Origin of the sequence: Serratia sp. root2 (genome assembly GCF_031931805.1) — a bacterium.
In the GTDB taxonomy this organism is placed as follows: Bacteria; Pseudomonadota; Gammaproteobacteria; order Enterobacterales; family Enterobacteriaceae; genus Serratia; species Serratia inhibens.
In genome coordinates, this window is the sequence record NZ_JAUJXB010000003.1 from 18,521 (window position 1) to 44,778 (window position 26,258).

Annotated in this window: 28 protein-coding genes; 12 read left to right on the plus strand and 16 right to left on the minus strand. The window is 56.4% G+C overall.

What is annotated here, in order from left to right; translation table 11 throughout:
* Positions 1–57 precede the first annotated feature (57 nt).
* The 4 genes from proW to QZQ97_RS16250 form a co-directional block, all read right to left on the minus strand.
* On the minus strand, positions 58–1,185 hold the full coding sequence (proW, locus tag QZQ97_RS16235) for a glycine betaine/L-proline ABC transporter permease ProW (protein WP_311994296.1): 1,128 nt from the start codon (positions 1,183–1,185) through the stop codon (positions 58–60).
* Positions 1,178–2,380 carry a glycine betaine/L-proline ABC transporter ATP-binding protein ProV gene (gene proV, locus QZQ97_RS16240; RefSeq protein ID WP_119804878.1) on the minus strand — a complete coding sequence of 401 codons (1,203 nt, stop codon included), beginning with the start codon at positions 2,378–2,380 and terminating at the stop codon, positions 1,178–1,180. Before proV ends, proW begins: the two co-directional genes overlap by 8 nt.
* Positions 2,381–2,795: 415 nt before the next feature.
* Positions 2,796–3,482: a response regulator gene (locus QZQ97_RS16245; protein ID WP_311994297.1), complete on the minus strand. Its 687-nt coding sequence runs from the start codon at positions 3,480–3,482 to the stop codon at positions 2,796–2,798.
* Between the two features lie 52 nt (positions 3,483–3,534).
* Positions 3,535–5,160, minus strand: a complete 1,626-nt coding sequence (locus QZQ97_RS16250) for a sensor histidine kinase (protein ID WP_311994298.1) — start codon at positions 5,158–5,160, stop codon at positions 3,535–3,537.
* Between the two features lie 325 nt (positions 5,161–5,485).
* Here QZQ97_RS16250 and QZQ97_RS16255 point away from each other — a divergent pair, with 325 nt between their 5' ends.
* Positions 5,486–6,841: a 2-hydroxycarboxylate transporter family protein gene (locus QZQ97_RS16255; protein WP_311994299.1), complete on the plus strand. Its 1,356-nt coding sequence runs from the start codon at positions 5,486–5,488 to the stop codon at positions 6,839–6,841.
* Positions 6,842–6,939: 98 nt separating this feature from the next.
* Here QZQ97_RS16255 and QZQ97_RS16260 read toward each other — a convergent pair whose 3' ends face one another.
* On the minus strand, positions 6,940–7,911 hold the full coding sequence (locus QZQ97_RS16260; protein ID WP_311994300.1) for a patatin-like phospholipase family protein: 972 nt from the start codon (positions 7,909–7,911) through the stop codon (positions 6,940–6,942).
* A 211-nt stretch (positions 7,912–8,122) separates the two neighbouring features.
* Between QZQ97_RS16260 and QZQ97_RS16265 the strand changes: the two genes are divergently transcribed.
* Positions 8,123–9,067, plus strand: coding sequence for an MBL fold metallo-hydrolase (locus tag QZQ97_RS16265; RefSeq protein WP_311994301.1), 945 nt, complete (start codon positions 8,123–8,125; stop codon positions 9,065–9,067).
* 27 nt (positions 9,068–9,094) lie between these two features.
* Here QZQ97_RS16265 and QZQ97_RS16270 read toward each other — a convergent pair whose 3' ends face one another.
* A complete protein-coding gene (locus tag QZQ97_RS16270; RefSeq protein ID WP_311994302.1) occupies positions 9,095–9,988 on the minus strand; it encodes a LysR family transcriptional regulator in 894 nt (297 codons plus the stop codon).
* A 124-nt stretch (positions 9,989–10,112) separates the two neighbouring features.
* Between QZQ97_RS16270 and QZQ97_RS16275 the strand changes: the two genes are divergently transcribed.
* The 4 genes from QZQ97_RS16275 to QZQ97_RS16290 all read left to right on the plus strand — a co-directional run bounded on the left by QZQ97_RS16275 (position 10,113) and on the right by QZQ97_RS16290 (position 11,781).
* The gene (locus QZQ97_RS16275; protein ID WP_311994303.1) at positions 10,113–10,853 is read left to right on the plus strand and encodes an SDR family oxidoreductase; all 741 of its coding nucleotides are present in this window, start codon (positions 10,113–10,115) and stop codon (positions 10,851–10,853) included.
* A gap of 75 nt (positions 10,854–10,928) precedes the next feature.
* Positions 10,929–11,126 (plus strand): DUF1289 domain-containing protein, encoded by a 198-nt coding sequence (locus QZQ97_RS16280; protein ID WP_119804999.1) that lies wholly within the window; start codon positions 10,929–10,931, stop codon positions 11,124–11,126.
* A 77-nt stretch (positions 11,127–11,203) separates the two neighbouring features.
* On the plus strand, positions 11,204–11,494 hold the full coding sequence (locus QZQ97_RS16285) for a ribbon-helix-helix protein, CopG family (RefSeq protein ID WP_062791798.1): 291 nt from the start codon (positions 11,204–11,206) through the stop codon (positions 11,492–11,494).
* Positions 11,491–11,781: a type II toxin-antitoxin system RelE/ParE family toxin gene (locus tag QZQ97_RS16290; protein ID WP_073438959.1), complete on the plus strand. Its 291-nt coding sequence runs from the start codon at positions 11,491–11,493 to the stop codon at positions 11,779–11,781. Before QZQ97_RS16285 ends, QZQ97_RS16290 begins: the two co-directional genes overlap by 4 nt.
* 41 nt (positions 11,782–11,822) lie before the next feature.
* On the opposite strand, the gene nrdF is transcribed toward QZQ97_RS16290, so the two are convergent.
* The 5 genes from nrdF to QZQ97_RS16315 form a co-directional block, all read right to left on the minus strand.
* Complete coding sequence (gene nrdF / locus QZQ97_RS16295) at positions 11,823–12,794, minus strand: class 1b ribonucleoside-diphosphate reductase subunit beta (protein WP_311994304.1); 972 nt, start codon at positions 12,792–12,794, stop codon at positions 11,823–11,825.
* Positions 12,795–12,802: 8 nt separating this feature from the next.
* Positions 12,803–14,947 carry a class 1b ribonucleoside-diphosphate reductase subunit alpha gene (gene nrdE, locus QZQ97_RS16300; protein WP_311994305.1) on the minus strand — a complete coding sequence of 715 codons (2,145 nt, stop codon included), beginning with the start codon at positions 14,945–14,947 and terminating at the stop codon, positions 12,803–12,805.
* The gene (gene nrdI, locus QZQ97_RS16305; RefSeq protein WP_004953744.1) at positions 14,929–15,333 is read right to left on the minus strand and encodes a class Ib ribonucleoside-diphosphate reductase assembly flavoprotein NrdI; all 405 of its coding nucleotides are present in this window, start codon (positions 15,331–15,333) and stop codon (positions 14,929–14,931) included. The genes nrdE and nrdI overlap by 19 nt, the downstream gene beginning before the upstream one ends.
* A gap of 8 nt (positions 15,334–15,341) precedes the next feature.
* The gene (gene nrdH / locus QZQ97_RS16310; RefSeq protein WP_311994306.1) at positions 15,342–15,578 is read right to left on the minus strand and encodes a glutaredoxin-like protein NrdH; all 237 of its coding nucleotides are present in this window, start codon (positions 15,576–15,578) and stop codon (positions 15,342–15,344) included.
* A 281-nt stretch (positions 15,579–15,859) separates the two neighbouring features.
* Positions 15,860–16,291: a carboxymuconolactone decarboxylase family protein gene (locus QZQ97_RS16315; RefSeq protein ID WP_311994307.1), complete on the minus strand. Its 432-nt coding sequence runs from the start codon at positions 16,289–16,291 to the stop codon at positions 15,860–15,862.
* Between the two features lie 96 nt (positions 16,292–16,387).
* Between QZQ97_RS16315 and pdxR the strand changes: the two genes are divergently transcribed.
* Positions 16,388–17,824, plus strand: a complete 1,437-nt coding sequence (gene pdxR / locus QZQ97_RS16320; RefSeq protein ID WP_311994546.1) for a MocR-like pyridoxine biosynthesis transcription factor PdxR — start codon at positions 16,388–16,390, stop codon at positions 17,822–17,824.
* Between the two features lie 63 nt (positions 17,825–17,887).
* Here the strand turns inward: pdxR and QZQ97_RS16325 are convergent, their stop codons facing one another.
* A complete protein-coding gene (locus QZQ97_RS16325; RefSeq protein WP_311994308.1) occupies positions 17,888–18,196 on the minus strand; it encodes a DUF883 family protein in 309 nt (102 codons plus the stop codon).
* A gap of 230 nt (positions 18,197–18,426) precedes the next feature.
* Between QZQ97_RS16325 and asr the strand changes: the two genes are divergently transcribed.
* Positions 18,427–18,885 (plus strand): acid resistance repetitive basic protein Asr, encoded by a 459-nt coding sequence (gene asr / locus QZQ97_RS16330; RefSeq protein ID WP_004953721.1) that lies wholly within the window; start codon positions 18,427–18,429, stop codon positions 18,883–18,885.
* A gap of 190 nt (positions 18,886–19,075) precedes the next feature.
* On the opposite strand, the gene QZQ97_RS16335 is transcribed toward asr, so the two are convergent.
* A complete protein-coding gene (locus QZQ97_RS16335; protein ID WP_311994309.1) occupies positions 19,076–19,456 on the minus strand; it encodes a DUF4440 domain-containing protein in 381 nt (126 codons plus the stop codon).
* Positions 19,453–20,835: an MFS transporter gene (locus tag QZQ97_RS16340; protein WP_311994310.1), complete on the minus strand. Its 1,383-nt coding sequence runs from the start codon at positions 20,833–20,835 to the stop codon at positions 19,453–19,455. Before QZQ97_RS16340 ends, QZQ97_RS16335 begins: the two co-directional genes overlap by 4 nt.
* A 106-nt stretch (positions 20,836–20,941) precedes the next feature.
* On the opposite strand from QZQ97_RS16340, the gene QZQ97_RS16345 reads away from it, so the two are divergent.
* Positions 20,942–21,838, plus strand: a complete 897-nt coding sequence (locus QZQ97_RS16345) for a LysR family transcriptional regulator (protein WP_311994311.1) — start codon at positions 20,942–20,944, stop codon at positions 21,836–21,838.
* On the opposite strand, the gene QZQ97_RS16350 is transcribed toward QZQ97_RS16345, so the two are convergent.
* Entirely contained in the window at positions 21,798–22,835 is a 1,038-nt protein-coding gene (locus QZQ97_RS16350) for an alpha/beta hydrolase family protein (protein WP_311994312.1), read from the minus strand. The two genes, QZQ97_RS16345 and QZQ97_RS16350, sit on opposite strands and share 41 nt — an antisense overlap.
* 143 nt (positions 22,836–22,978) lie before the next feature.
* Here QZQ97_RS16350 and QZQ97_RS16355 point away from each other — a divergent pair, with 143 nt between their 5' ends.
* The 3 genes from QZQ97_RS16355 (at position 22,979) to QZQ97_RS16365 (ending at position 25,718) form a co-directional block, all read left to right on the plus strand.
* Positions 22,979–23,992, plus strand: coding sequence for a helix-turn-helix domain-containing protein (locus QZQ97_RS16355; protein ID WP_311994313.1), 1,014 nt, complete (start codon positions 22,979–22,981; stop codon positions 23,990–23,992).
* A gap of 94 nt (positions 23,993–24,086) precedes the next feature.
* Positions 24,087–25,277, plus strand: coding sequence for an MFS transporter (locus tag QZQ97_RS16360; RefSeq protein WP_311994314.1), 1,191 nt, complete (start codon positions 24,087–24,089; stop codon positions 25,275–25,277).
* A 102-nt stretch (positions 25,278–25,379) separates the two neighbouring features.
* A complete protein-coding gene (locus QZQ97_RS16365) occupies positions 25,380–25,718 on the plus strand; it encodes a DUF2002 family protein (RefSeq protein ID WP_311994315.1) in 339 nt (112 codons plus the stop codon).
* Between the two features lie 27 nt (positions 25,719–25,745).
* On the opposite strand, the gene QZQ97_RS16370 is transcribed toward QZQ97_RS16365, so the two are convergent.
* Positions 25,746–26,192 carry a DUF1198 family protein gene (locus QZQ97_RS16370; protein WP_006318537.1) on the minus strand — a complete coding sequence of 149 codons (447 nt, stop codon included), beginning with the start codon at positions 26,190–26,192 and terminating at the stop codon, positions 25,746–25,748.
* Positions 26,193–26,258: the final 66 nt, after the last annotated feature.

A 26,258-nucleotide genomic window follows, 5' to 3' on the forward strand; every position in this document is an offset into this window, starting at 1 on the left:
TTTCCTTCGGTTTTATGGAGCGGCCAGCTCCCCCGACGGTTCGCCGGGGGCAGGGCATTAAGGCTTTTTGATGAAGGGGCGGGTAAGCAGCCCGATCGGGCCATGAGCGTACCAGCGGCCCATGCCTTTGCTGCGGCGATCGCGCCCCAGCGACTGGGTTAGACGATCGAGAATAATCGCCAGGATCACGATGCCGACACCGCCCACGGCGGCCAGCCCCATATCCAGCCGGCCGATGCCGCGCAGCACCATCTGTCCCAGACCGCCGACGGCGATCATCGAGGCGATGACCACCATCGACAGTGCCAGCATCAGGGTCTGGTTAACGCCGGCCATGATGGTCGGCATCGCCAGCGGCAACTGCACTTTGAACAGCAACTGACGCGGGCTGGAACCGAAGGACTCGGCAGCCTCTATCAGATCTTCCGGCACCTGTTTGATGCCGAGAATGGTCAGACGCACGATCGGCGGCAGCGCGAAGATAATGGTGACCACCACCCCCGGCACGTTGCCGATGCCGAACAGCATGACGATCGGCACCAGATAAACGAACGCCGGCGTGGTCTGCATGGCGTCGAGCAACGGGCGTATGATCTTGGCGGCATGTCTGCTGCGCGCCAGCCAAATGCCAAGAGGCAATCCGATGACAATGCAAAAGAACAGGGCGGTCAGTACCAGCGCCAGCGTTACCATAGCCTGCGACCAAGCGCCAATCGCCCCTATCGCAATCAGGGACACCAAGGTAGCGGCACCCATGCTGAGGCTGGAGATCTGCCAGGCGATCAGTGAAAACACCAGAATGGCGATCGGTGCCGGCATACCGAGCAGTAACTGCTGAAAGCCGCTGAGAATAAAGTCGACCGGCACGCGTATCCCCTGAAACAGCGGGCGGAAGTGCAGAACCAGCCAGTCGATACCTTGAGTCACCCAGGAATCGAACGGCACCCAGGCCTTGTGGAACGGATCGAGCAGATTGAAATGCTCCGGCTGAGCCGGTGCGCTGTTAAGCCAGTCAGAACCCTGAGCGGCCTGATTGGCTGCGTCGTGTGCTGCCGGTGGCGGTGCGCTGGACCAGGCATCGCCCGCGCCATCAGCAGGAGCTGCGGAAGCGGCGGCATCAGTCGCCGGTGCGGCGCTGGGGTCGGCAGGCGCGGTGGCCCATGGATCCTGTGTCGTATCACTCATTCGCTGGGCCCTCTTTATCTAAGGCCTGCAGCAGCATGGCCTTGGAAATAATTCCGATATAGTTATTTTCTTCGCAGACTACCGGCACCGCGCAGGGTGCCTGGGCAACCAGGGAAATCAGTTCGCTCAGCGGCATATCCGCCGGTACCGGGGCTGGGGCGTCCAACAGGGCGTCATCCAGTGTCAGGTTGGCGGCCAGCGCCTGTTTGAGCGAATCTACCGACACCACGCCGATAAATTTCTTTCCGCGTTCAACAACATAACCATAATCGCGGTCTTCATCGCGCAGCAGTTGCAACGCCGAGCGCGGACCAAAACCGGGGGTTTTACGAATCAGGGCAACCGGGCGGCGTTTGGCGATATCCTTTGCGCTGAACACGTGGCTGATATCTACGCCGCGGAAGAAGGTGCGGACATAATCGTTGGCCGGATTATTTAATATTTCCTCCGGCGTACCGACCTGAATGACCTCGCCACCTTGCATAATCGCAATGCGATCGCCAATACGCATCGCTTCATCCAAATCGTGGGAAATAAACACGATGGTGCGCTGATGTCGGGCCTGTAATTTGACCAGTTCATCTTGCATTTCGGTGCGGATTAAGGGGTCCAGCGCCGAGAAGGCTTCATCCATCAATAATATGTCCGGATTATTGGCCATGGCGCGGGCTAATCCTACACGCTGGCGCATCCCGCCGGAAAGCTCATCGGGATAGGAATGCGCATAATTCTCCAGCCCGACCTGCCGCAGGGCTTCCAGGGCTTTTTCCTGACGCTCCTGTGGCGGTATTCCGGCTAATTCCATGCCGAAGGCGGTATTATTCAATACGTTCATATGCGGCATTAAGGCGAATGACTGGAACACCATGCTGATCTTATTTCGGCGGACGGTGCGCAGCGCACTGTCGGATATTTTCGAAATATCCTCGCCGTCAATCAACACCTGCCCGCGAGTGGGTTCTATCAGACGATTGAGAAGGCGTACCAGGGTGGATTTTCCAGAACCGGAAAGCCCCATGATGACAAATATCTCGCCTTCTTCAATGGCCAGAGAGGCGTCTTTCACGCCAAGCGATAATCCGGTTTTTTCAAGCAGTTGGTCTTTTGTCAGACCTTTCTCAATCAGTTTGAACGCTCGTTCCGGATGTTCGCCAAATATCTTATACAGGTTCTTTACTTCGAGTTTAATTGCCATGCAATTTGCTGTTTCCTCTGATGAATTATCAAACGATAAAAACGTCCTAATAGAAAATAATAATCGCCTATACCCTAACACAGTGAAGATCTGAGACAACCCTCAATGTCCCGGAATGAGAATGTTGGCGGTTTACATCGGCCTGTCGATTAGTTATGGTAGCTTGGCCCACGTTCAATTATTGCTAGGATGTTTCTGAATTATATTTCTCGCTGAAAGTTGATATTTCACAGTAATAATGGCAAGGAAATCCCGTTTTATTTCCCCTTCAGGCTGTCGTCCAGACAATAAAAAACCCGACCAGAGGCCGGGTAAAAGTCATCAGTATTTCATCAGTATTCAACGACAGGTGCCGATATCGAGGGGATATCGTCGCAAGCAGTATATGCCTCTAATATGACAACTATATTGCAGCTTAAGCTTTGCGATACAGGCGGCGCGGATGGCCGATATTGCCGTACATCATCTCCACGCGCACGAATTGGCTGGCGACGCAGTATTCCAGGTAACGTCGGGCGGTGGTTTTGCTGATGCCGACCTGCTCGACGACATCTTCCACCGCGTGCGCGATCTCCGGCCGGTTGATAAACAGTGCCTGTACCAGTTCCAGCGTATTGGCTTCAATGCCTTTGGCGCTCGGTTCGCTGGAAAACTGTTTGGATTGCAGGTTATACAGCGCGTCGACGCTGCTCTGGTCTATGACTTTGAAGCTGCGCTGGGTTTGCACAAACTGCATAAAACGCTCCAGCGAGTTACGCAGCCGCTTGTAGGACACCGGTTTGATGATGTAATCGAAGGCACCGTTGCGGATCGCCTGGCTGCAGGTATTCATATCGCTGGCGGCGGTAATAAAGATCACTGAACACCCGGGGTTTTTCACCGCCGGTTCTTCCATCAGTTCAATGCCCTGACCGTCCGGCAGAAAGTTATCCAGCAGGATCAGCCGTGGCTGATGCGCGTTGACTTTGGCCCTGGCTTCGGCCAGCGTGGCGGCATAAGCCACAACCCGCAGAGCAAAGTTCTGCTCGATGAACTCTGCGTGCAGCGTCGCCAGCTGTGGCTCATCTTCCACGATCAAAACGTCCAGTGCTTCGTGTTGCATAATCGGGTGCTCAAGACTGTTATAAGGTTTTTAGGTCTCTATCCGTCGTCTTTCAAACTTCAGCATTGTTGCTTGCGGCTCGAAATTCATAGGGGATAAATAAGGAAAATATGGTGCCGTGCGGATCGTTGTCCGATACTTCTATGTTGCCGTGCGCCTGCGCTACATGGCTGGCGACCAGATGCAGGCCGATACCGTGGTCGCCTTTGTCATCTTTGGTGGTGACGCCCTGTTCAAACAGCGTATCGCGCACCTCTGCCGCAATGCCGGTGCCGCGATCGGCCACTTCAATCACCAGCTCATTGCTGCTGTCGCTGATATAGAGTTCTACCGCTTCGTGCGGCGCATCGCAATGCAGCGTAGCCTCTACCGCATTATCCAGCAAATTACCGATGATCGACATCAGTTCGGTTTCGTTCAGCGCCGCCGGGATCTGCCGCAGTTGGCAGGCGGGATCAAAGCGCAATTCGACGCCTTTTTCCTTCGCGCTGGAGTATTTGCCCAACAGCAAGCCGCACAACGCGGCCGAACTGAAGCGCTGAGAGATGAAATCGAGGATCTCCTGTGCGCCTTCCGACTGAGCTTCTACATAACGGATTGCCTCGTCGTAACGCTGCATATGCAGCAGCCCGGCGAGGGTGGCGGTCCAGTTCAGTTGTTCATGGCGCATAATGCGCAGGTTGTCGGCGTAGCGCTTTACCTGGCTTAGCTGGCTGCTCAGGGTATTGATGTCATTTTTGTCGCGGAAACTGATCACCCAGCCTTGCAGCACATCTTCTTGCATGATGCGTACCCGGCTGGCGATCACCCGCACGTGGTTGAAGCGACACACTTCATCGTGAGTGTCATGCCCCAGTTGCGACGCCCCGAAGAAGTCCGGCTGCGACTGGATCACTTCGCCGATTTCGCGGCCCATCAGGGTGTTGGCGGGTTGCCGCAGATCCAGCAGTTCGCGTGCCGCGTGGTTGATGGTGATGATCCGCAACTGAGGATCGACGGCAATAACGCCTTCGTAGATCGCTTCCAGCAGGGCTTTCTGCTGGCGCACCAGCAACGCAATTTCTTTGGGCTCAAGCCAGAACATTTGGCGTTTTAAATTTTTAGAGAGCAGCCAGGAAAAAATAAACAGGGCGATTAACAACAGCACAATGGAACCCACGATCTGCGTCAGGGTTCTGGCATTCAAATTGTCGATATGTGACTTCAGATAGCCAACCGAAACAATGCCGATGACATGATTATTTTCATCCAGTATCGGCGCTTTGCTGCGCAATGAAATGCCGATGCCGCCTTTGCGGATCGAAATAATGCTTTTCCCTTCCAAGACTTCTTTATTATCGCCGCCGACCATCGGCGTGCCGAAGCGATCGGCGTATTCAGAATGGTAAAGATGCCTGGCGCGATTATCGCCGATGACAATATAACTGGCATCGCTGCTGTTGCGTATTTTTTTCATCAGCGCAGCGATTTGCCCAGGGTCGTTTTTTTCCACGGCGCTGACCAGAGAGGGGATCAAAGCAATCTCTCGCGCCTGTACTTGCGCCCGCGCCCCAAGGTCACGGTGCAGCTGCGCATCCAACTGATGATAGGTATAGGCGCCAATCAGCGTCAGCAGCAGACAGGAGAAGGCGACCAGGCACAGGAACAGCTTGATTTGAAATGAGAGTTTTACGCGCATGGCCGGGGTTCACCGTGAGAAATCCTGAGCGCTTACCCTATCATGAGTCAGGATTAATGTAATATTGCGACCGATCAAGTTGTGATCGCAGACACGGGATTATACTTGTCAGGTATCGCTATTCAACGGCTGCGATAAAACGGATAAATTTTAAATAAAAATAGCATTAACACCATTAAAACCGCGCAATATTTTACATAATCCTGATTAACACCATAGAAACCATAACCACCATTAAAAACCCTTTTTAATTTTGAACAAAATCACAACAGGTAATCCGTGCATTTCTCTATGATGGCCGAACAAACTAATAAGAGGCCAGATTATGAGCACAACAGATGATTCTTACCTCGTCGCCAAAGACAAAACGGCTGAAATACCGCTGAGAGAAAAATGGTGGCATATACTGGACAATTACAAAGTAGGGATTATTCCGTTACCGTTCTTTATTCTGGCCGGCGTACTTATTTTACTGGATTGCCTGGAAGGGAAATTACCGAGCGATATCGTGGTGATGGTCGCCACGTTGGCTTTCTTCGGCTTTGCCTGCGGCGAGTTTGGCAAACGCCTGCCGCTGATCGGCAAAATGGGGGCAGCGGCGATCTGCGCCACCTTTATTCCTTCCGCATTGGTGCATTACGGTTTGCTGCCGGACGTAGTGGTGGAATCGACCACCAAATTCTATAAATCGACCAATATTCTTTATCTCTATATCTGCTGCATTATCGTCGGCAGTATTATGAGCATGAACCGTCAGGTGCTGATTCAGGGTTTCTTGCGGATCTTCGCGCCCATGCTGTGCGGTGAGGTTGTCGGCATGTTGGTGGGTATGGCGGTCGGTATGACGCTTGGGTTGGAACCGTTCCAGATCTTCTTCTTCCTGATCCTGCCGATCATGGCCGGCGGCGTCGGCGAAGGGGCTATACCGCTGTCGATGGGGTACGCGGCAATCCTGCATATGGATCAGGGTGTGGCACTGGGCCGTATTCTGCCGATCGTCATGCTCGGCAGCCTGACAGCCATTATCCTTGCCGGCCTGCTCAACCAGCTCGGCAAACGCTATCCGCACCTGACCGGCGAAGGCAGCCTGATGCCAAGCAAACAGGGTGACAGCGATATGGCCGCCGTGGATAAAATCAGCGGCAAGGTGGATGTCAGTACCATTGCCTGCGGCGCTTTGTTGGCTATTTTGCTGTACATGGTGGGGATGTTGCTGCATCGCATGATTGGCTTGCCTGCGCCGGTCGGCATGTTGTTTGCCGCCGTGGCGGTGAAGCTGGCGCACGGCGTGTCGCCACGCATTCAGGAAGGCTCGCAGGTCGTATATAAATTTTTCCGCACCGCAGTGACCTATCCGATTCTGTTTGCCGTCGGCGTGGCCATCACTCCGTGGCAGGAGCTGGTGAACGCTTTCACCCTGCAGAATCTGGTGGTGATTGTCAGCACCGTCTGCGCGCTGGTGGCGACCGGCTTCTTCGTCGGCAAGAAAATTGGCATGCACCCCATTGATGTGGCGATTGTCTCATGCTGCCAGAGCGGGCAGGGCGGCACCGGTGACGTCGCTATTCTTACCGCCGGCAACCGCATGTCGCTGATGCCGTTTGCCCAGATTGCTACCCGTATCGGCGGCGCGATTAACGTTTCGCTCTCTCTGCTGGTACTGGCCAAGTTTTTCGCATAATAACCAATAAGACCTAAGCATTTCTTTGCCTTTCCCCGCCCCCGCGGGGATTTTTTTTGCCCGTTCGGCGCCGGGCCGAACGGGCGAGGTATTGGGAGTTACGCCGCCAGTTTGACGGACGCATCATACCAGGCGAAATAACGTTCCACACCCTGACGACCGGATTCAATCAGCGCGCGTTTTTTGGCTTCGCTGATGGCGAAATCCAGCGTGCCGACGTCGAGGGTGTCCACGTAAACAGTCCGCTTCCAGTCGTCGCTGTCCAGATGCACTTTGGTCTGAATATCCAGCAGGGTGTTAACCACCGCCAAGGTGAAATCGCACAGGTTATTGATGGCGGTTTTATTGACCGATTGGCCCGCCGCCTGTGCGATTTCGTTGGCGGAATCCAGACGAATGCCCAGGGTTCGGGTATTGATCTGTTGCGTGGTGACATCGATATAGGGTGGCGATGCGGTGAAGTCGTAATCGAACATCCGTACCGGATAGTTATCGATTGTGCCGCCATCGATACACAGATCGCCCAGCTGATTGTTTTTAGCGACAAAGGCGAAGGGGAATGACATGGAGATCCGCAATCCATCCGCGACCTTCATGCGCGGTGTTGTCTGATGGGAATACACCTCACGCAGCCCGCTGTTCAGATTGGCGCCAATAAAGTAGAGGGATTTAAATCCTTTTGTTTCTTTCAATGCTTCAAATCTCTCAAAAGTAATATCCGCATTTCCGGTATATCGCTTGATAATATTGCGCGACCAAGAGTAAAAATAATCGCCAGGGGCAATGCCATATTGATTAAACAGGCGATGTGCATCGTAAAGAGAGCCAAAAATACCGCCGTTATAATCGAGGAATTTCTTGAAGTCCATGTCGGACAGAATTTTTGTGACGTCAGCGGCGCTGCAGCCCAGGCTCACCAGGAGTGCGGCGATGGCACCGGCAGACGCCCCGGAGGCTTTTTTGATCTGCGGTATAATGCCTTTGGTTTCCAAGAGTTCCAAAACGCCGCCATAGGCGATACCCTTTACACCACCGCCTTCAAACACCAGATTTTCAAATTGATATGTCATAATAATTCCTTGCTCGTTGTTGAGTGGAGTAAAGAAAATAACGGATTCGCTTTTTATTAAATATTGATTGAGGTTGTGTGGTTTCTCAGACAAAAGCATTCAAATTAAATATATTTTTTAAAATGATATAATTTAAATTTATTTGTTGTGCAGGCGCATCGGCGGTTTTGGGTTAATACTTACCGCTGTCTAATCACAACAAGGAGTCACCATGTTCTGGAAACGTTACCTGTTAGGTGCGGCATTGGCGGTTATGGCGTTGCAGGCTACGGCCGCTGCACCGCAGGTAAAAACGCCTTCACCGGGTTTTTATCGCATCATGCTGGGCAGTTATGAAGTCACGGTCTTGTCCGACGGCGTGATCCGTCTGCCGGTGGATAAACTGCTGCTCAACAGTACGCCGCAACAAATTGCCGAGGGCCTGGCTGAACATCATCAAAGCCTGCCGGTGGTCACCTCGGTCAACGCCTATTTGATCAATACCGGCAGCAAGCTTGTCATGATTGACGCCGGTGCCGGCAAGCTGCTGGGTGAAGGTTTGGATCAACTGGTGACTCATCTTCGGGCGGCCGGCTATCAGCCGGAACAGGTGGATGAAATTTATCTGACCCATATGCACCCGGATCATTTGGGCGGGCTGACGGAGAACGGTCAGGCGCGCTTCCCGAATGCCCTGGTGCGCGCTTCGCAGCAGGATGCCGATTTTTGGCTGAGTGAAAAACGTCTGCAACAAGCGAAGGCGGAAGATAAGGCCAGTTTTGAAAACGCGATAGCGGCGATCAAACCCTATCAGGCAGCCGGGCATTTCAAACCCTTCAGCAACGACGGCGAGTTGTCGCCGGGTATTGCCGCATTTGCTGCCCATGGTCATACGCCGGGTCATAGCATTTATCAGGTGAGCAGCCAGGGTAAAAAGCTGTTGTTGATGGGAGATTTGATCCACGTGGCCGCAGTACAGTTTGCCCATCCGCAGGTGGCGATCAGTTTCGACAGTGACCCCAAAGCGGCGGTAGTGCAACGGTTGCGGGTGTTTGGCGACAGCGCCCGACAGAGTGAACTGGTCGGAGCCGCGCATCTGTCGTTCCCTGGGCTGGGTTACCTGAACAAGCAGGGGGAAGGTTATAACTGGGTGCCGTTGGATTATGGCGCTTTATAGACCGCAGGCCGCCGAACAGGCGGTTTGTTATTGATTGCGTGCAGCGAAAGCCTCGCTGAACCAGTCGATAAAGACCCGCACCCGTGGCGACAGTTGGCGGTTACGCGGGTAGAGCAACGACACCGGCATCGGTGTGGACGGGCATTGCGGCAGCAGCGGCACCAGTTCGCCGCTGGCCAAATCGTCAAGCAGGTGATAGCGCGGTACCTGGATAATCCCCAGCCCCATGCGTGCCGCCGCAACCAGGCTTTCCGCTGCGCTGACCGACACCGTACTGGGCAATGTTACCTGCTGTGGCCGGCCGTTGACGCTAAACTCCAACGGCATTACCGCGCCGGTGGCCGAGGAACGGAACCCGACCATATGGTGCCCCTGAAGTTGATCAATACTGAGCGGTGTACCGAAGCGCCGCAGGTATTCCGGCGCAGCACAGGTAACTTCTTCCAGCTCCCCCAAGCGGCGCGCCGCCATATCGCTGTCTTTCAGCTTGCCGACGCGCACTACGCAGTCGATGCCTTCCCGTACCGGATCCACCAGCCTGTCACCTTCGCTCATGTAAAATTCGATATCCGGATACTGAGCTAAAAAGTCGGGCAAGCCCGGCAGCAGAAAATGTCGCGCCAGTGTGCCATGCACGTCGATGCGCAACAGCCCGCGCGGTTTGGCACCGGCAAACGCCATCTCGGCATCTTCGATATCGGCCAGAATGATCAGGCAACGCTGATAGTAGGCTTCGCCATCCAGCGTCGGGCTGACATGGCGCGTGGTGCGCTGCAGCAGCCGCACTTGTAACCGTGCCTCCAGCTGTTTGATGGCATCGGTCACCGTCGAACGCGGCAGGTTCATATCCTGTGCGGCCCGGGTAAAACTGCGTTGTTCAACCACACGGGTGAACAGGCGCATCGCCTCGATTCTGTCCATCGTTATTGTTTGCTGTTTTCGAATAGTGATAACGAATCTTAGGGGATTATTCGCCGATGCGAAAGGTGCATGATCACTTCACATCGGCAAGCCTGCCGACGTTGACCTAACGAGGACTGAGAAGATGAACAACAGCAACCCGCAAATCGCCATTGTGACCGGAGCCTCTCGCGGCATTGGCGCCGCCATTGCCGAGCGGCTGGCAGCGGACGGTTTTACCGTGATCGTCAACTATTCAGGCAACCAGGCATTGGCCGATGCGCTGGTGCGTAAAATCGAACAAAACGGCGGTCGAGCTTTGAGCGCCAAAGCGGACGTCAGCGATGCGTCTGCCGTCGCCCAACTGTTTGACCGCGCCGAACAAGCCTTCGGCGGCGTCGATATCCTGGTGAATAACGCCGGGGTCATCGCCCTGGCACCGGTAGCGGAAATGAGCGACGCCGATGCCGATCGTCTGATCGACATTAATCTGAAAGGCACCTTCAACACGCTGCGTGAAGCGGCAAAGCGCCTGCGCGACAATGGCCGCATCATTAACTTTTCATCCAGCGTGGTGGGGCTGTTGCAGCCGGGTTACGGCATGTACGCCGCCAGCAAGGCCGCCGTTGAAGCGCTGACCAGCGTATTGGCGAAAGAGCTGCGCGGCCGCAACATTACCGTCAATGCGATTGCGCCTGGGCCGACCGCCACCCGCTTGTTCCTGGATGGCAAAACCCCGGATCTGATCGAGCGACTGGCGAAGATGGCGCCGCTGGAACGCCTGGGCCAACCGCAGGATATCGCCGCAGCGGTATCCTTCCTGGCCGGTGCCGACGGCAGCTGGGTCAACGGCCAAACCCTGCGCGCCAACGGCGGCATCATCTGATCCTGCGCAAAGTTCGCGGTTTCCCGTTGCCGGATCGGGTATCCTGTGGCGGGAAAATTTGGGCGGGAGCGTTTTATGGCGGGTAACAATAACTCAGGGGATGACGGCGTTCGGTCGCCCTGCGTCGCCCTTTGTCGGATCGATGCCGATAAGCAGTGGTGTCGAGGCTGTTGGCGTACGCTGGATGAAATCGCCGCCTGGCCAACCGCCAACGACGAGGAGAAACGCGCCATCTGGCAACGTCTCCGGCTGCGTGCAGAGATGAATAAATAGACAAGGCTATTGAGTACCCCCTATTGATGTAGCACAATTGAGCTACATTCGCTCTGTCAGCACTGAGGTTTATGACTATGCCAACCACCACCATTCGTCTACCTGAAGAACTTAAAGCTCGAGTCGCGGCCGTGGCTGAGCAAGCCGGTGTGACCTCGCATAACTTTATTCTGCAGGCGATTGCAGAGAAAACTCAGCGCGAAGAATTGCGTAGCGATTTTGAAGATGAAGCGGAAAAACGTTACGCCAGGATTATCGCTACCGGTGAGACCCTCTCTTGGAAGGAGATGCGTGGTTATCTGGAAAACTATGTGGCGGGGGATATTGCGGCCATCAAACCTTCGGTTAAAAAGTTGGGGCGCGGATGACAAAAGTCGAGCTGGCGCCAGAGATCAGGGATGATATTGAGCGTATTCTCGTCCATTTGGCCGATTACGAGGTTGCAGATGCCGGACTGCGAATTCAGGAAATTATCCAGGCGATTGCGGTACTGGAACATAATCCGTTAATTGGCAGGCCGCTGAGTGCAGGAAAGCGCGAGTTGATCATAGGTCAGCAAAGCAGAGGATATTTGGCCCTCTACAAATACATTCCTGATATTGATACTGCATTTGTTCTGGCGATCCGTAGCCAGAAAGAACTGGGCTATGAATAGCGAGATACCGGCCCTCGCAGGCCGATATCGCGATAACCCCCTCAGAAATCCCAGTCTTCATCCTCGGTATTGACCGCTTTGCCAATCACGTAAGACGAGCCGGAGCCGGAGAAGAAATCGTGGTTCTCATCGGCGTTCGGCGACAGCGCTGACAGAATGGCCGGATTGACCTCCGCCATCGCCGGTGGAAACAGCGCTTCATAACCCAGGTTCATCAGCGCCTTGTTGGCGTTGTAGTGCAGGAAGGTTTTCACGTCTTCCGTCCAGCCTACGCCGTCATACAGCTCTTCAGTATAACGCACCTCGTTGTCGTACAAATCCTGCAGCAAATCGAAGGCGAAATTTTTCACCTGTTGGCGACGCGTGGCGTCAACCTTCTCCAGCCCTTTCTGAAATTTATAGCCAATGTAGTAACCGTGCACCGCTTCGTCGCGAATGATCAGGCGGATCAAATCGGCGGTGTTGGTCAACTTGGCGCGGCTAGACCAGTACATCGGCAGATAAAAGCCCGAATAGAACAGGAAGGATTCCAGGAACACGCTGGCGACCTTCTTCAGCAGCGGATCGTCGCTGCGGTAGTGGGCCAGAATGATGTTGGCTTTTTTTTGCAGGGAGCGGTTCTCCTCGCTCCAGCGGTAGGCATCGTCCACGTCCGGCGTCTGGCACAGGGTGGAGAAAATCGAGCTGTAAGAGCGGGCGTGTACCGCTTCCATAAAACCGATGTTCGAATAGACCGCCTCTTCGTGCGGCGTCATTGCATCGGCGATCAGCGCCGGCGCGCCGACGGTGTTCTGAATGGTATCCAGCAGCGTCAGCCCGGTGAACACGCGGATGGTCAGCTGTTGTTCTTTTGGCGTCAGCGTGGCCCAGGAAGGGATGTCGTTAGACAGCGGCACCTTCTCCGGCAACCAGAAGTTGGAGGTCAGACGGTTCCAGACCTCCAGATCCTTGTCGTCTTCGATGCTATTCCAGTTGATGGCGCGCACCAGCGGCGCCGGTTTCACGATAGTCATAAGTTGCCTCACAGCGCGCAGGACACGCAGCCCTGTACCTCGGTGCCTTCCAGCGCCATCTGGCGCAGGCGGATGTAGTAAATGGTTTTGATGCCCTGACGCCAGGCGTAAATCTGCGCCCGATTGATATCGCGGGTGGTGGCGGTATCGCGGAAGAACAGCGTCAACGACAGCCCCTGATCGACGTGCTGGCTGGCGGCGGCGTAGGTGTCGATAATCTTTTCCGGGCCAATGTCATAGGCATCCTGGTAATACTCCAGGTTGTCGTTGGTCATATAGGGTGCCGGATAGTACACGCGGCCAATTTTTCCCTCTTTGCGGATCTCGATGCGCGACACGATCGGATGAATGCTGGAGGTCGAGTTGTTGATGTAGGAAATGGAGCCGGTTGGCGGCACCGCCTGCAGATTTTGGTTATACAATCCGTGCATCATCACCGACTGACGCAGCGCCAGCCACTCCTCACGGCCTGGAATGGCGATGTCGGCATCGGCGAACAGCGCGCGCACCCGTTCGGTCTGCGGCAGCCATTCCCGCTCGGTATATTTAGTGAAATAGTCGCCGGAGGCGTAGGTGGAATGCTCAAAGCCTTCGAACGCGCTGCCGCGCGCGATCGCCAGCCGGTTGGAGGCGCGAATGGCGTGATAAGCCACGGTATAAAAGTAGATATTGGTGAAGTCGATACCTTCTTCCGAGCCGTAGAAGATGCGTTCACGCGCCAGATAGCCGTGCAGGTTCATCTGGCCCAGGCCAATGGCGTGCGAACTGTGGTTGCCTTCGGCGATCGACGGTACCGAGCGAATATCGCTCATGTCGGCCACGGCGGTCAGCGCGCGAATTGCGGTGTCGACCGCTTTGCCGAAGTCCGGCGCATCCATGGTTTTGGCGATGTTCAGCGAGCCGAGGTTGCAGGAAATGTCCTTGCCCACCTGGTCATAGCTTAGGTCATCGTGATAAGTGCTGGCGCAGTTGACCTGTAAAATCTCCGAACACAGGTTGCTCATATTGATGCGCCCGGCGATCGGGTTCTCACGGTTGACCGTATCTTCGAACATCATGTACGGGTAGCCGGATTCAAACTGGATCTCCGCCAGCACCTGGAAAAACTCCCGTGCATTGATGCGCGATTTGCGGATGCGCTTGTCATCCACCATCTCGCGATATTTCTCGCTGATGCTGATGTCCGAAAACGGCACGCCGTACACCTGCTCAACGTCGTAAGGCGAGAACAGGTACATTTCTTCGTTGTTTTTGGCCAGCTCGAAAGTGATATCCGGGATCACCACCCCCAGCGACAGCGTCTTGATGCGGATTTTTTCGTCGGCGTTTTCGCGCTTGGTATCGAGAAAACGCAGGATGTCCGGATGGTGCGCATTGAGATACACCGCGCCGGCCCCCTGACGCGCACCCAACTGATTGGCGTAGGAAAAGGCGTCCTCGAGCATTTTCATGATCGGGATGACGCCCGAGGACTGGTTTTCAATGCGCTTGATGGGGGCGCCCACTTCACGAATGTTGGTCAGCAGAAACGCCACGCCGCCGCCGCGTTTCGACAATTGCAGCGCGGAATTCACTGCCCGGCCGATCGACTCCATATTATCTTCGATGCGCAACAGGAAGCAGGAAACCAGTTCGCCACGCTGCTGTTTGCCGCAATTGAGGAAGGTTGGCGTCGCCGGCTGGAAACGGCCGGAAATCATCTCTTCCACCAGATCCTGCGCAAGCCGGGTATCGCCCGCCGCCAACGTCAACGCCACCATGCATACGCGGTCTTCGTAACGTTCCAGATAACGTTTGCCGTCAAAGGTTTTCAGCGTATAGCTGGTGTAGTATTTGAAGGCGCCCAGGAAGGTCTCGAAGCGGAATTTTTTGGCGTAGGCCTGCTGGAACAGCTGTTTGATAAAGCTGAAGTCGTACTGCGCCACTACCGCCTGTTCGTAATAACCTTCCTCCACCAGGTAGCGCAACTTCTCTTCCAGGTTGTGAAAGAACACGGTGTTTTGATTCACGTGCTGCAGGAAATAGTGACGCGCCGCCAGTCGATCCTTATCGAACTGGATACGGCCTTCAGCATCATAAAGATTGAGCATCGCGTTGAGCGAATGGTAATCCAGCGCGCCGGAGGCGGGCCTGGTCAGTTCTGTCGTTGCCAAAATGCGGTTACTCCCTGTCGAACGTTTGCAACGTCTTGCGTGGTGCCGAGCAGCTCAAAGCGATAAAGAAAAGGCACCTGACATTTTTTGGCGATGATGTCGCCGGCAATGCCGTACGCTGCGCCGAAGTTGGTATTCCCGGCGGCGATAACGCCGCGCAGGTATGAACGATTCTGCGGATCGTTGAGAAAGCGGATCACCTGGATTGGTACGGCTCCCACGGCGCTGCCGCCGCCATAGCTGGGCACAATCAGGATATAGGGTTCTTCCATCAGCAATTTGCTGCGTGCCCCGGCGATCGGAATGCGCATCGCCGGCAAGCCCAGTTTTTCAACGAACCTGTGGGTGTTCTCCGAACTGCTGGAAAAATAAACCAACGGGTGCATGGCGGGCCTCAGGACGCGAGGGCGTGGACCAGGGCGCCAATTTTATCGGGACGGAAACCCGACCAGTGATCGTCGCCGGCGATAATCACCGGAACCTGCTGATATCCCAGAGATTTAACATGATTTAGCGCCTGTTGATCCTGAGAGAGGTCGATCACCTGATAGCCGATGCCTTGTTGATCAAAGGCGCGATAGGTGGCGTTGCACTGGACACAGTCCGGTTTACTGTAAATAATAATGCTCATGATTCGCATTTACCTTTTGAGGTGAAGGAAAGGCGGACAGGTCAGATAACGGAGCATTGAACGGCGTTTCTGACGGCGTTACCCAGCGACAAATTATACCGACACCGGATAAGCTAAATACTATATGTAGATATTTTATTTATCAACCACGCTATATATGGTGTTTTAATGGTTTTTTCGCTAAGGCCGCAGTGGGGCTGGATCTGGGGGCGGGAAATTTATTTCGGTGGCCTGCCGGTTGGCGGAAACCCTCTCGCAAGGAGAGGGGAGGTGTAGTCCGATTACTGACGCATGCTGACGGCCAGGCGGTTAAAGGCGTTCATGATGCTGATGGCGAAGGTCAGATCGGCAATTTCTGCGTCGCTGAAATGCACCTGCAACGCCTCAAATACGCTATCCGGTGCGCCGGTAGCGGCGATCAAGGTCACCGATTCCGCCCACTCCAGCGCCGCGCGTTCGCGCTCGCTGAATGCATTGCTGACGCGCCAGCCCGCCAGTTGATCCAGTTTGTCGTTACTGATGCCGCTTTCGCGCAGCGCCTTGCCGTGCATCTCCAGACAGAAGGCGCAGCCGTTGATTTGGGAGACGCGCATAAACATCAGCTCAATGGTCGCCTTGTCCAGTGCGCCTTTCTCCAGCGCCATCAGCGCGTTTACCAGGCCTTTATAGGGGGCGGCAGAGAGTTCGGCGTATTTCAATCGTTGCTTAATCATGGTCAACCTCAGTTAGCGGATAGCAAATCATGGGGGCTACTTTAGCGGCGATATGGACTATGCTATAGGGCCATAAAATGATTATTTAACCGGGCCATAATGCACCAATTTCTTTCCACCCTGCGGCTGGATAACCAGCTTGCCGAACCGCTCTACCGGCAGATTTATCAGCGGGTTAAAGATGCCATTGCGCAGGGAGCGTTGCTGGCGGGCAGCCGGTTGCCTTCGGTGCGGGGGCTGGCGAGCGATCTGGGTGTCGCGCGTGCCACGGTGGAAAGCGCTTATGCTCAGTTGATTGCCGAAGGTTTTTTGCAGAGCCGGGGGCAGGCGGGCACCTATGTTTCACCGCAGTTACCTAATCTGCCGGTACGCACCGTGCCGGTGGCGGAGCCTTTGCCGGCCGTGGCGCCGAACTCGCTGCATCCGAACGGGACGATGCAGCCGTTTCAACTGGGGCTACCGGCGCTGGACGCCTTTCCGCGCGCACTGTGGCAGCGGATTGTCGCCCGCCAGTTGCGCACCGGTACCACGGCATCGCTGGCGCATCCGCCCATCAATGGCCTGCCGGAATTGCGTGCGGCTATCGTCAACTATTTGCATCTTTCTCGGGGCATCAGTTGCCGGCCGGAGCAGGTCTTCGTGTGCGCCGGTTATCAGGCGTTGCTCGAGCGGGTTATCGGCACCTTGTTAACACCGGGTGATGACGTGTGGCTGGAGGATCCGGGATATCCGGTGACGCTGCCACTGTTTCGCGCTGCCGGCATGCGGCCAGTGGCGTTGCCGGTTGACGAGCAGGGGATGGATATCGCCGCCGGTATTCGTGCCGCGCCGGGCGCACGCATGGCGGTGTTGACGCCGACGCATCAAAGCCCGCTGGGCGTGTCGCTCAGCCTGGCAAGGCGTATGGCGTTGTTGGAATGGGCGCAGCAGCGCGCGGCGTGGATCCTTGAAGATGACTATGACAGTGAGGTCCGCTATCAAGGCCGGCCGCTGCCGCCGCTGAAGAGCCTCGATCGTCAGGGACGTGTGCTGTACGCCGGCACCTTCAGCAAAACCCTGTTTCCGGCGTTGCGGATGGCTTATTTGGTGGTGCCTGTCGGGCTGGTGGAGGCCTTTGGCCACAGCAGCCGGCTGCGGGGCTGCGGTTGCCCGCCGTTGATGCAGGCCAGCGTGGCGGACTTTATCAATCAGGGGCATTTTTACCGCCATTTGAAGCGAATGCGGCCGATCTACCGTCAACGGCGTGAATGGCTGGCGCAGGCGATCGAGCAACAGTTGAGCGAGCATCTTGCCGTCGCGTCGCAGGCGGGCGGCATTCAGTTATTGGCTCGCCTGACGGCGTCGTCGGGGCAGGATAAGCGTCTGGCACAGCGTGGCTGGGAGGAAGGGTTGTCGCTGCAGGCGTTGTCGGATTGGCAGATAATTCACCCTTCAGGAGAGGGGCTGTTAATGGGTTTTGCCAACTTCACTCAGCGGACGGATGCGGAACGGGCAGTGGCCAGGCTGGCCAGGTTATTCGACGGCGGAAATTAAACGGCCCGCGGTTTCCCGCGGGCCAGACGCACATCTGTTTTATCTTTATGACTGCAAGGGGTGTTAACGCCGGGCCAGCAGAACGCCCAGAACGATGCCAACAGCGGCCCCGATCCCTACGCCCTGCCAAGGTTTGTCGCGTACATAGCTGTCGGCTTGATCGACGGCGTCGCGTGCGTGTTGTGTCAGACTGCTGGAACCGTTGAAGCGCGCGCGGGCATCGCGTAATACGCCTTTTGCCTTGCTGTGCAGCTCTTTCAGTTCCTCTTTGGTCTTGTCACCGGATTCGCGTAGCACCTCATCCAACGTATCCGCCAGAAGGGTGACGTCCTGATCGATGTCGCGTTCTACTTTTTCTGATTTCCTAAACATTCGACTCTCCGTTTCGACACATGTCTATTAAGTGTAGACCCTTTTTCAAACTGTGTTGGCGATCACGGAAAAAAACCGCATGCGGGTTGGCGCTCATTGCCTCTTTTTTCGCTTGTACATTTGGTTACGCGGTGAAACCAATCACTCACGGAAGCGGCCCATCGATTCCTCTAGTATCTGCTTCAACGGCCCAACAGGGCTTACCGAAAAAACACTCTGAGGAATTAAAGATGAAAAAAGTATTAGCCCTGATCGTTGCTGCTACCATGGGTCTGTCTTCTGTTGCTTTCGCTGCTGATACTGCAGCTGCTGCTCCAGCAACTACCACTCCGGCAGCAACCACCACCACTACTACCGCTGCGCCGGCCGCTGCTGCTGAGAAAGCGCCAGCTAAAGCAACGCATCACAAGAAAGCGAAACACCACAAAAAAGCCCCGGCTCAGAAAGCTCAGGCCGCTAAAAAACACCACAAAAAAGCCGCTGTTCAGAAAGCCCAGGCTGCTAAAAAGCACCACAAAGCCACCAAACAAGCGCCAGCTCAGAAAGCCCAGGCTGCTAAAAAACACCACAAAGCACCAGTACAGAAAGCCCAGGCTGCTAAAAAACACCACAAAGCGCCAGTGCAGAAAGCTCAGGCCGCTAAAAAGCACCACAAAGCAGCCAAAAAAGCCGCTACTCCAGCCGCTTAATTGAGTAAAAAATGCGGTGCCTGAAGGCGCAGCATGATCCAGCAAGTATTCAGACACCCGGTTTGCCGGGTGTTTTCTTTGAGGGCTATCTGATGATGTTCAATCGCTATCTGTTCGAAGTGATTTTCAGCGCCGTCACCCTGTGCGGGCTGATTGTCGCCTGGGAACTGTTCCTGGCCGACGGCTTTCTTTAGCTTAACAGAGGGGTCTCATGCAGATGCCGCCAGCCCAGGCCGGTTTGGGTCTGTTCAAATACCACCGTGGAGTTACGCAATGTGGCCACCTGCCCAGGCAGCGTTTGCCTCTCGCGATAGCTAACCACAGCACCCGTCGGCCATTCGGCCACTAACGTCATTTCTTCTATTGCGATTTCCAGGCCCGGTTTGGCAGCGCGATGCGCGCGGAAAAACGCGCACAGTGCGGCGAAATCCAACCTGCCGCCGTTCAGTGCGATCATGCTGAAGGCTGGATCAAAGCGCGCCAGCAGCGCCTGCTCATCACCCGCTCCTTTTTCCAGCCAGTTTTCAATAGCGACGTGAGCGTCGATCACTTCGGTAAAATATCGGTTCATAGGGTTTCCTGTTGAGCGTTGAGACTGCGCACGATGGCGCGATTAGCGATGCGCAGGCACAACAGCAGTGGGAGCAGTGTGCTGGCGGCGGCAAGATAAAAACAGCTTTGATAAGCGACAATCGGCGGCAAATGCTCAAGCAACAGATTGAGCAACAGGCTGAGCAGCGCGACGCCGAGGCAAAAACTGAGCTGGCGGTTGATATTCCACAGTGCGCTGGCGTCCGCCAATTGCTCATCGGCGATGTGCAGGAATGCGCTGCTCTGCGCGGTACTGCTGCACAGACTGCCGCCAAAGCCCATCAGGGCAAAGGCGCCAATTTGCAATCCATGATCTCCGGCGTGAGCAATCTGCGACAGCGCCAAAATACCCAGCCCCTGCAACAGGCAGCCGGCAATAAATAGCGGCCGTGGCCCAAGGCGGTTGAATTTCTTGCCGGTCAGGGTGATGGCCAGGAACGAGGCCAGCGACCAGGGCAGCATCAGGCTGCCAACCTGCGCGGCGCGCATACCCAGCTGATTTTGCAAATACAGCATGGCGACCAGGCTAACGCCGATAAACAGGCCGGGAATGCACTGATAAATCATCATCGAGGTGCGCAGCAGAGGATCCCGCACCAGCCGCAGGTTCAACAGCGGCTGGGCGACGCGCAGGCTGCGCCGCAGGTAATGGGCCAGCACCAGCGCGCCGCCGGCCAGCAACAGCGTGCCCTGAAGCAGGTTATCGACCTCACCCAGCCGGGTCAGGCCAAGCAGGATCAGCGTCAGGGCGGCGCAGGCGCTGAGCAGCCCCTGAACGTCGAGCGGTTTGCGCTGTGGGTCTGGGGCCTGTGCGCGCAGCCAAAGTGCGGCCAGCAGCAACGCCAGGGCCGCCAACGGCAGGTTGGCGAAAAATACCCAGCGCCAATCAAGCCGATCGACAATCAGCCCGCCCAGCGCCGGCGACAGTGCGGGAGCCAGCAGCCCGACCAGCATAATGGCGGCGGATAGCCCGGCGCGTTCATGACTGCGATAGAGCTGATAGGTCAGCGTCTGACCGATAGGGATCAGCAGCCCGCCGCCCATGCCTTGTACTACTCGCCAGCCAATCAGCTCGCCGATTGAGCCGGCATAGCCCGCCGCCGCGGTTGCCAGCATAAACAGCGTCAGCGACAGTAAAAATACCCGCCGCCCGCCAATGCGCTGTGCCAGCCAGGCGCTGAGCGGGATCACCAGCGTCAGGCCGAGGATATAGCCGTTGCTGACCCAGGCCAGTTCGCTGACCGAGGCATGCAGAGCATGGCCGATGGACGGATAGGCGACATTGGCGATAAACATGTTGATCAGATCGACGAAAAATCCGAGCAGATAGACGATTGCGACTTTGATGCGATAGGGCATGGTGCCTCCGGTTGAAGGCAGGCAGTGTAGCGGTGACGAAAGTGCGGATAAATCGGCCACGGACGATTACACTGTCAAAAATATTTTGACAGTAAAGGGTGGCAGCATGCTTAACCTGCAACGGTTGGTCATTTTTGTGGCGGTGGTGGACGCCGGGAGTTTCACCGCTGCGGCGGTGACGCTCGGGCAAACCAAGGCGGTGGTGAGTTTCAATGTCAAACAGTTGGAGAGTGAACTGGGCGTGTCGCTGCTGGTGCGTAGCACCCGGCGGCTGGCGCTGACCGATGCCGGCGAGCGATTTTATCAGCGCTGTTTGCGGCTGTTGCAGGATGCTGAAAACGTGCTGGACGACGTACGCCGCGATCACCACGGATTGAGCGGCGTATTGCGCATCACCACCACGCCGGAATACGGCGCTCAGGTGGTGGTGCCGGCGCTGGCGGCATTTTCACGGTTGCATCCGCGTTTGCGCATTCAGCACGTTTCTTCCTCTTACCATGCCGATTTGATTTCGGAACGGTTCGATGTGGCTATTCGGCTGGGGCAACTGGCGGACTCCAGCCACCGTGCCGCGCTAATCGACAGCTTTGCCATTTTGCCGGTCGCGGCGCCGGACTATCTGGCCCGCCATCCGGTCGGTTCGTTGACGCAACTGGCGCAGGCGCAGTGGATCGCCCACAGCCGCCTCAGTTCGCCGCTGAGCTGGCAGGTGATCACCCCGCAGCGGCAGGCGGTGCTGTTCAAGGTTGAAGACGCCGCCACACTGATGGGCGACAGCGCCGCCGCGCTGCTGGCGTTTGCCCTGCATGGCGCTGGGGTGGCGCTGTTGCCCGAATGGCTGGTACGACCGGCCATCGCCGAAGGCAAACTGTGCGCACTGCTGGCCGACCATCAGTTTCCCGCGCAGAGCATCTATGCGTTGTACCCAAATACTCGCCACGTGCCGGAAAAGGTGCGGGCGTTTATTGATTTCCTGCGTGAGCGGGTAGCCACGGGCGGATAAATGCCAGGATAGCCGCCAATGTTTGGCGGTGTACCGCTTCTCGCTGTTCACCGGAAGCGGCGCACAGCATTTCACCGTCGCCTTCTTCCTCCAGTATTTGTCGCCCGTTGAGCCGGCAAAGCGGCAGAAAATCAAAATGATTGCCGCCGGTCAGCTTGAGCGCGCGGATCGGTTGCCGCCCGGCGTACGTGGCCAGCGCCGCGCCGCCAAGGCTTTGTTGCCGGTTGCCTGGCAAATAGCGTTGCGGTTCGACGATCAGCAGCGGCGCGCCGAGCCGATGCAGGCTGGTTGGCAGCAGGTAGGGCGCCATACCGGGATCGAGGGCGACGGCAAAGCGGATGCGCGGGTCCCTGTAGTCGGCGTCAAACTGCCGGGCAGGGAGTTGGGCCAGTTCAACCTTTGCCTGTGTATAAAACTGGCAGTCAGGTGACTGAGGGCGTTGCCGACAACCGGCGATAAAATCGCTCAGCCTGATCCTGCCGCCGAGGGTGGCAATGGCGCTGTAGCCCCCCTTGGAGTGGCCGATAACGCCAATAGCCTGACGATTGATTGCCTGGCGCCAGCGGGGATCGTCGGTCATGGCGTCAATCAATGCGGAAATATCGCCGGTCTGTAGCCACAGTTGGGCGGAAAGCGCAGGAATTGAGTTGCCGGTGGTGCTGCCCGGATGATTGGCCGCTACCACCACGGCACCTTGCTGAACCAGCGCTGCCGCCAGCCACGCCTGGCTCGCATTATTGCCGCCGCTGCCGTGGCTGAGCACGATCAGCGGGAAACGGCCTTTTGCCACCGGTGCATCCGGCTGGCTTTCGATGCCCGTAAACACCGGGTTTTCCCCGACCCACTGTGGTGCGCCGGGGGCTGAGGTCGGGTAATAAATACGGCTCGCCAACTGGCGTGTACCGGCCTGAAATACCTCATCGTGTGTGGCGACCCGGTAAGTGGCGGCATTAGCCGTTCCACACAGCAGCAACCACAGAAACATCGCTCTTTTCATTTTTACTCCTCAATGTATGTCAATACGCAGAAGGCTGGCATTGGCCGCTTAATCCGGCGACCTCGATCGCGATCCGGGTCGTTAAATAATTGTTTTGACAGGTTTAAGGTCCTACACTTCGGATCCCGAATGAAGACAACAAGATGTCGCCGATGCCGCTTATTCCCGTCACTTTTCTGTTTGGCCTGCTGTGTTTGGGGCTTCTGTACCGTCTCGGCCGGCCGCAGGCGCGGCGCTGGGTGTTTCAGCTGTTGTTGCTGTTATGCGCCTGGCAGAGCCTGCTGGTGGGCCTGCGTTACGGCTATGGACTGACGCAGTTCAACGGGTTGCAACCCTTCGGTGCGGTGGCGATACCGCCGCTGACCTATCTGGCGTTTCTTGCCAGCACTCAGGGAAGGTTGAGGTGGCGTGAGCTATGGCACCTGACGCCATTGTGCCTGACGTTACTGGCAAGCCTCTTGGCTCCGTTCTGGCTGGATATACTGATCGTCGTCACCGATCTCGGCTACGGCGCTGCCCTGTTGTACGCGCTGCGACGCGGCGAAAATGTTTTGCAGCAGGTGCCGCTGGCGGAAAGCTGGCTCAGCTACCGCCTGTGGCGTGGGTTGGGGATGTTGCTGGTGGCGATAGCCATTGCCGAAGGGGTGATTGTGCTCGATTTTGCCTATTTCGAAGGGCGACACGCCGCCATGCTGGCGACCTTCGACAACCTGCTGGTGGCGTTGAGCATTTGTCTGGTGCTGTCCCGCAGTCGGCCTTCGGAAACCCCGGCAGAGAGATTGCCGGAGCTACCTGACAGCGTCGCGGAAGACGAAGAGCGATTGGCGGAGTGGTTCGGTCTGGTGCAACGGCGGTTGCTGCAGGATGATCTTTATCTGGAGCCTGAGCTGAACCTGGCCCGGCTGGCGCGCAAGGCAGGCTTACCGGCGCGGCGCGTTTCACAGGCCATTAACCGGCATACGGGGATGAATGTGTCGCAGTATGTGAACCAACTGCGTATTAACCAGGCCGCGCAGTGGTTGCTGGCCGGTGACGATCCGGTGACGGATATCATGCAAAGGGCCGGGTTTACCACCAAATCGAATTTTAACCGTGAGTTCCTGCGTATTCAGGGTATCAGCCCGAGCGAATGGCGCAGGCAGCGAAAGGTTAGTTAAATAATAATTCGTTATAACTCTCATATTTATGATCGGATCGCGCCGGGGTATGCTGAACGCTGTTGCTTACCCCGTTTGATGCGAGCCGCCTTCGATGACCGCAGTCAGTGCCAAAGAAAATACCCTCCAGCTTAACCGACGTATCTTGTCCGTGGTGATGTTCACTTTCGTCTGCTATCTGACCATCGGCTTACCGCTGGCGGTGCTGCCGGGGTTTGTGCATAACCATCTCGGGTATAACTCGGTGCTGGCCGGGTTAATCATCAGCGCGCAGTACTTCGCAACGCTGTTCAGCCGGCCGCATGCCGGGCGCTATGCCGATCAACTCGGGCCGAAAAAAGTGGTGTTGTTCGGGCTGGCCTGTTGCGGCGTGAGCGGGGTGTTTTATGCCGTCGCTTTTTGGTGCGACGGCCTGCCGCTACTGAGCCTGATCCTGCTGTGTGTCGGCCGGGTGTTTCTCGGCGTCGGCGAAAGCTTCGCCAGCACCGGTTCCACGCTGTGGGGCATTGGTCGGGTGGGGCCGATGCACACCGCTCGGGTGATTTCGTGGAATGGTGTGGCGACCTACGGCGCGATGGCGGCCGGCGCACCGCTCGGCGTTTATCTCAATCAGCTTTGGGGGCTGGCCGGGGTGGCGGCGCTGATCGTGTTGGCGGTGGCGGTTTCGTTGTGGCTGGCGGGCGGGAAACCTAACGTGTCTATCTCCGCCGGCCAGCGTATTGCCTTCAGCGCGGTGTTTGGCCGCATCTGGGCCTATGGCCTGGGGTTGGCGCTGGGTACCGTGGGGTTTGGCGTGATCGCCACTTTTATTACCCTCTACTATGCTGATAAGGGTTGGAGCGGGGCTGCGTTCTCGCTGACGCTGTTCAGCTGCGCCTTTGTCGGTATCCGCCTGATCTTCAGCCACACCATTAACCGTCATGGCGGTTTGAAGGTCACGCTGGTGTCATTTCTGATTGAGATTGCGGGGCTGTTGCTGATTTGGCTGGCCAATGATCCGTTGATGGTGCAGGCCGGGGCGTTGCTGGCCGGTGCCGGTTTTTCGCTGGTGTTTCCGGCGCTGGGCGTGGAGGCGGTGAAGCAGGTGCCGCAGCAGAATCAGGGTACCGCGCTTGGCACCTACTCGGCGTTTCTCGATCTGGCGCTGGGGATCACCGGGCCGTTGGCCGGTTTGCTGATGAGCCGGATGGGCGTGCCATCGATCTACCTGGCGGCAGCCTTGATGGTATTTCTGGGGGCATTGCTGACGTTGCGGTTGCTGTTGCAGAACCGGGCAAATACCTAGTTAAGGATTATTCCTAAACCCACATCCATACCGAGAAATTTATTGTTTCATCTCATGATTACGGTAAGGTCGCTCAGCGGTCCAGAACGAGAGGAGAAATCGATGTATTTACGGCCGGATGAAGTGGCTAGAGTGTTGGAGAATACCGGCTTTGAACGTGATTATATCACCGATCAAGCCTATGGTTACCGCAAGGGTGAGCACTACGTGTATGTGAATCGCGAAGCGCGCATGGGCAGAACTGCGCTGGTGATCCACCCTGCGCTGAAAGAGAAAAGCGTGCATTTCGCCACGCCGACCTCGCCGGTACGCGCCAGCGAGCAGTACCTTGAGTTTCCCCTGGATTTAAGCAGCGATGCCCCGAGTGCGCGTTATGGCATTCCACACGGCTTCAGCTCGCGTGATGCGCTTTCGCGCTATCTCTACAGCATGTTCCTGTAATCCATCCCCCGCCTGCGGGGGAGTACCTCACCCGTTGGCGATCGCCTCGCGGTTAAAGCGCTCATTGTAGGCGCGGCGAAACTGCGCCAGTTCGAACGCGTCAATATCCAGATCGGCAAAGTAAAACAGCGCGGCCTCGGTGTGCTCGGCATGCAGCTCCGGCGACAGCCCGGCGCGCAGCAGCGTTTCGCGCCACAGGGCGATTTGCTCATCGCTCGCCTGCTTGATAAAGGTCAGATAGATAAACAGCAGATACGCCGCCTGGTGCATCTCTTCGGTGTAACCGTTATTCAGCGTGCGGATAAAGGTCTGGCTGTTGCGGCTGCCCATTTCCTGAATCATCGATTCAATCAGCATCGGTTTTACTTTCAGCAGGTGGGCCAGTGAGTCGATGGCTTTGCGGGTGTCTGAAGTCAGAATGCGGTAACCAATAATAAATACAACGATCAGGGCAGCGATGATGATCCAGGTCATTTATGATTTATTACACTCTCAGAGCGCCAGTATTTGGCAGGAGGCGCTGTGCTACAGCGCCCGGGG